At 69.0% G+C, this 3,878-nt stretch carries 4 protein-coding genes and 1 pseudogene; 3 read left to right on the top strand and 2 right to left on the bottom strand.

Features of this window, described 5'->3' with window-relative positions:
* The coding region (locus KBA23_RS16110) for a proton-conducting transporter membrane subunit (protein ID WP_290743090.1) at window positions 1-690 on the bottom strand (690 nt) is incomplete at its 3' end.
* The gene (locus tag KBA23_RS16105) at window positions 687-866 is read right to left on the bottom strand and encodes a hypothetical protein (RefSeq protein ID WP_290743087.1); all 180 of its coding nucleotides are present in this window, start codon (window positions 864-866) and stop codon (window positions 687-689) included. The genes KBA23_RS16110 and KBA23_RS16105, both read right to left, overlap by 4 nt.
* A 519-nt stretch (window positions 867-1,385) precedes the next feature.
* On the opposite strand from KBA23_RS16105, the gene KBA23_RS16100 reads away from it, so the two are divergent.
* The 3 genes and pseudogenes from KBA23_RS16100 to KBA23_RS16090 all read left to right on the top strand — a co-directional run.
* Entirely contained in the window at window positions 1,386-2,537 is a 1,152-nt protein-coding gene (locus KBA23_RS16100) for an extracellular solute-binding protein (RefSeq protein ID WP_290743084.1), read from the top strand.
* Window positions 2,534-3,406 (top strand): ABC transporter permease, encoded by an 873-nt coding sequence (locus KBA23_RS16095; RefSeq protein WP_290743082.1) that lies wholly within the window; start codon window positions 2,534-2,536, stop codon window positions 3,404-3,406. Before KBA23_RS16100 ends, KBA23_RS16095 begins: the two co-directional genes overlap by 4 nt.
* 1 nt (window position 3,407) lies before the next feature.
* Window positions 3,408-3,878: pseudogene (locus KBA23_RS16090) on the top strand (ABC transporter permease); the annotation flags it as partial.

Genomic DNA, 3,878 nt, shown 5'->3' with positions numbered 1-3,878 from the left:
GTGGAAGGGGAACTGCGCCGATTTGGTGAAGGCCGCGAGAAGCACGAGGATGAGCGCCGGCCGGTAGAGCGGATGCGCCCGGATCAGGTCTGCCGAGGCCAGAACCCGGTCGAGGTCGTAGGAACCGACGATCCGGCCGATCAGCAGGACGCCCGCGAGCAGGCACAGGCCGCCGAAGGCGGTGACGATCAGCGCCATGCGCGCACCGTCCCGCGCCGCCGCGCTCTGGCGCCAGAAGCCGATCAGCAGGAATGAGAACAGGCTCGTGAGCTCCCAGAAGACCACGAGCATGACGAGGTTTCCGGAAAGGACCACGCCTGCCATGGCGCCCATGAAGGCGAGGAGGCAGGCGAAGAAGCGCGTCGCCGGATCCTTTGGCGACAGGTAGTAGCGCGCGTAGATCACCACGAGCAGGCCGATCGCGTAGATCAGGGCGAGGAAGAGCCAGGCAAGGCCGTCGACGCGGATGCGCAGGTTGATCCCGAAGGTCGGCAGCCAGGACAGGACGTGGGTGGCGACGCCGCCGTCGACGACCGCCGGATAGATCGAGACGGTGAGGAGCAAGCCGGCGACGGCGACGGCGCCGGACAGCCAGGCCTCCGGGTTGCGCCCCGCCGGAATGAGGGCCGCCGCAACGCTGCCGAAGAACGGCAGGACGAGGAGGACGATGAGGGCGTTTGCCGGAATCATTGCCGGGACTTTTTCAGTCCGGGCCGACATACGCCAGACCGGATCGACGCTTGCGGCCCGAATGCGCGGTCCTCGGGGTCGCGGCGCGCGGGCCGTTCGGCTTCCTGCCGATCGATCGGGCCGCGCTCGCCGACGCCCTCGCGGCCCACGCGCTCGCGCTCGTCGGCGCGGCGCACGTGCGCACATTCTCCGACCCGGCGACGGCGCCGGACCTCCCCGCCACGCTCGACGCGAGGCGCCCTTCTTCCAGGCCCAGACCCGCCCGGTCCTGCGCGGCCGCCGGAGACGATCGCCGAGGGGCGCCGGCGGACGGCGCAGCTTGTCGAGAGCGTGGTGGGAGCGCGGACCTCGCAGGATGAGCGTCGCGCCTATCAGACGCTTGCAGGAATTTCCTCGCACAGATTCTCAACGATGCGCGAGCTGCTCGGGCCGCCGAAGGGCGTCATCGCGCCTCCGCCCGCCGCCGCCGGCCTTGCGGCCGCCGCCGCCGGGCGGACCCTGGCGCCGCGTCGACGTCACGCGGGCTCCGGCCTTGCGCCCGCGGCGCGCTGCGGCGTGGCGCCGGTGGCGCCGTCTTGGCGCGCCGGATGAAGCGGCGCAAGAAGCCTGTCGCAAACCGGCGCGGCGATGCTAGGCTTCGCAATCGGCCGCGACGGGGGACGACCCCCGCGCACAGAACCGGGGAGGAACTGACCATGAAACGTCGCGCATTCCTGATCACGACCGGCGGCGCGGCCGCCGGGATGCTGCTCCTGCCGCGGCTCGCGCGCGCCGAGGCGGGCAGGATCGACTGGTATACCTCGTCAGATCAGAACGTCATCGACTTCTGGACCAACTTCGTGAAGCCGGGCTTCGAGGCAGCGAACCCCGGCGTCACGCTCAACCTCGTCGACGCGGGCGATGGCCCCGGCAACATCGCCATCGGCGAGCGCGCGCTCGCGGCGCTCCAGCAGGACGCCGACCCGCAGGCCGACTATTTCGAGAACTACGACCCCCGGCTGCCGTCCGGCGGGATCGACGCCGGGCTCTTCGTCAACATGAAGGAGGCCGGCCTGTCGAACTGGTCGAAGATCAATCCGCTCGCGATGGACACCGACTATTCGATGCCCTACCGCGGCAGCCAGGTGCTTCTCGCCTACGACACCACCAAGCTCGACCCGGCGAACGCGCCCAAGACCTTCGAGGAGCTGGTCGCCTGGATCAAGGCGAATCCCGGCGGGTTCATCTACAACCGCCCCGACAAGGGCGGGTCGGGCCTCAATTTCGTCCGCCGCGTGATCTACGAGGTGAACGGCAAGGATCCGGCCGCCTTCACCGTCGACAACTTCTCCGACGAGTTTGCCGAGAAGGCGCTCGTCCCCGCCTGGGCCATCCTGCAGGATCTGGCCCCGTCGCTCTTCGACGAGGGCGCCTACACCTCCGGCAACACCCAGTCGTTGCAGCTCCTCGGCCAGTCGGCCGTCACCATGATCCCCGCCTGGTCCGACCAGGCGATCCAGGCGATCAACGCGGGCGTGCTGCCGGAGACGACCGGCCTCGTGCAGCTCCAGGACCTCGCGCTCCCCGGCGGCTTCTCGCGCAGCGTCGTGCTCGCGAACGGCGTCAACAGGGACGCTGCGCTGAAGCTCGCCGACTACGTCCTGACCGAGGAGGTGCAGAACGCCGTCCTGAGCGAACTCGGCGGCTTCCCGGGCGTGTCCTGGGACTATGTGAGCCAGGACCTGCGCGAGAAATACAAGGACGTGATTCCGGAAACGATCCCGAACTTCCCCGGCGGCAAGTGGGAAGTGGCGATCAACGACGGATGGTATCGCAACGTCGCTCCGAACGTGGACCGCTCGCAGTGACCGACGCGCCGGCGCGCGCCGGAAACGGCGGGCGGCGGGGCAGGGGCGCTGGCCTTCTCCTCGTCGCGCCGCCGGTCCTCCTCGTGTGCTGGCTCGTCATCTGGCCGATCGTCTCGGCGATCGGCCGCACACTCTGGCTGGCCGATCCTGCGGGCGGCCGGCGTTTCTCGCTCGAGACCTACGTCTTCTTCTTCACCGATCGCTACAGCCTCGACAACCTCGCGGTGACGCTGTGGACGACCGGGGTCTGCGCCGCGGTGTTGGTGCCGATCTGCCTGTCGATCGCGCTCTACCTGCGCTTTTCGACGGGGCGGACCGCGGCCTATGTGCAGGGGCTCGCCATCTTCCCGATGTTCGTGCCCTCGATCATCCTCTCCTACGCGATCATCCGCGTGCTGGGGCCCAACGGCACGGTGGACCTGCTTCTCAACGCCGTCGGCCTGCCGCGCATCCGCTCGCCCTACCTGACGCCCTGGGGGCCGGTGATCGGCCTCGTCTGGGACAACATCCCGATCACCGTGCTGATCCTGCTCTCCGGCCTCGGCGCCGTCTCGAACGCCGCCGTCGAGGCCGCGCGCGACGTCGGCGCGGGACGGATCGCCGTGCTCTGGCACATCATCCTGCCGCGCATCGCGAACTCCATCCTCGTGGCGATCTCCTTCGCCGTCCTCGGCATCTTTTCGGCCTTCACCCTGCCTTACGTCCTCGGCCCGGCATCGCCCGAGATGATGGGGCCTTTCATGCAGCGCACCTTCCGCGACCTGAACGATCCGACCATGGCGATCACCCAGGCGGTGGTCACCTTCGCCTTCTGCATCGCCTTCGGGCTCTTCTACGTGCGCTCCGTCGCCAGGAACCGGGCGTCCTGAGGTGGAGGGCGCCCGCACGCGCATCGACTGGACCGGCGTCGCCTTCGCGATCGCGCTCAGCCTCGTCATCGTGCTGCCGCTGCTCGTCGTCGCCACCTGGGCGTTTGCGAACGTCTGGCGCTATCCGGCCGTCATTCCGCAGGAATTCGGCCTGAAGTTCTGGCGGATGACGCTGAACCGGGCCGACGTCTGGACTTCGATCACCCTCTCGGTCAGCCTCGCCTCGGTGGTGACGCTGATCTCGGCCGGCATCTGCCTGCCGGCGGCCTACGCCTTCGCGCGGCTCGACTTCCCCGGCCGCAACATCCTGTTCTTCTCCTTCCTCGCCGGTCACGCCTTTCCGAAGTTCGGCCTTCTCGTCGCCATCGCCGGCATCTTCCCCAACCTCGGGCTGATCGCGACCTTCTGGGGCGTGGTGCTGATCCAGCTCGTCGGCACGCTGCTCTTCATGATCTGGATCCCGGTCGCCGCC

This window comes from Amaricoccus sp., assembly GCF_017995835.1.
Classification (GTDB): Bacteria; Pseudomonadota; Alphaproteobacteria; order Rhodobacterales; family Rhodobacteraceae; genus Amaricoccus.
Note: the sequence above shows the minus strand (reverse complement) of the source record. Positions and strands in the feature narration are given on the sequence as shown.

Bases quoted from the DNA above. Each gene is read 5' to 3' on its own strand.
- KBA23_RS16100 (WP_290743084.1), top strand. From the start codon at position 1,386: ATGAAACGTCGCGCATTCCTGATCACGACCGGCGGCGCGGCCGCCGGG.